The following is a 1,057-nucleotide window of genomic DNA, read 5'->3' on the forward strand; positions in this document are numbered from 1 at the left end:
TTAGGCCGTGAACCCATAAATGAAACTATCGCTTTGTCGGCTTCCGCGCGCGGAATAGGATGGGTCCGACAAAGCAAATGTAAGCGACTGACGCAGCGACTGCGGCTCGCCGTGGCCAGCCTGGCTCTAGCGTTATTCCCCTGACGAGGAAGCCGAACGTCAGCATGGCCGCGACGACCAAGGTCGGCACCAATGCTGTGAGTAGCGCAGCTTTCAGTCTGGCAAAGGGTTCCTCCATGCCGTCATTCAAGCGCCTTTCTTTCCGAGAAGAAAGGTGATTCAGCATTGGCATGAGCCGATATGATCTGACTGACTTCGAGTGGCGCGTGATTGAACCGCTGCTGCCCAACAAGCCCCGAGGCGTGCCGCGTGCAGATGACCGACGCGTGCTGAACGGCATCTTTTGGGTGCTGCGATCCGGTGCGCCGTGGCGCGATTTGCCGGAACGCTATGGCCCGCGCACAACCTGCTACAACCGCTTCGCCCGATGGCGAAAGGCAGGCGTGTGGGATCGGATGATGGACGCCATCACCGCTGCCCGCGATGGCGATATCCAAATGATCGACAGCACTTCTGTTCGCGCCCACCAGCAGGCCGCGACGGCAAAAAGGGGGATCGAGATCATTGTCTCGGTCGCTCCCGAGGCGGCCTCACGACCAAAATCCACGCGGTCGTCGACGGGCAAGGCCTCCCGATCCGGCTAAGCCTAACCGCTGGGCAAAGCCACGACGGGCAAGCGGCTGACGGTTTGCTTGATCATGTTGGCGCTGGAACGATCGTGCTGGCCGACAAAGCCTATGACGCCGATCGCATCCGCACGTCTCTCCGCGAGAAGGGGGCGTTCGCCAATATCCCGCCGAAGTCGAACCGGCGATCCAAACCTTACTTCAGCACATGGCTCTACCGCGAGCGGAACCTGATCGAGCGCTTCTTCTCCAAGTTGAAGCACTTCCGCCGGGTCGCAACTCGCTACGACAAGCTGGCCGAAAACTTCCTCGCCATGGTCCAACTGGCCTCAATGCGGCTGTGGCTCCGTGTTTATGAGTCTACAGCCTAG

At 60.1% G+C, this 1,057-nt stretch carries 1 protein-coding gene; it reads left to right on the forward strand.

Going from position 1 to position 1,057, the window contains the following annotated elements; genetic code table 11:
• Positions 1 to 290: 290 nt before the first annotated feature.
• Positions 291 to 1,057, forward strand: a protein-coding gene (locus tag FHW97_RS21920; protein ID WP_171792173.1) for an IS5 family transposase whose coding sequence is annotated in 2 segments (ribosomal slippage) — positions 291 to 603 and positions 603 to 1,057 — 768 coding nt in all. Because the reading frame shifts where the segments join, the coding sequence is not laid out codon by codon here.

This window comes from Novosphingobium sp. SG754 (assembly GCF_013149315.1).
In the GTDB taxonomy this organism is placed as follows: domain Bacteria; phylum Pseudomonadota; class Alphaproteobacteria; order Sphingomonadales; family Sphingomonadaceae; genus Novosphingobium; species Novosphingobium capsulatum.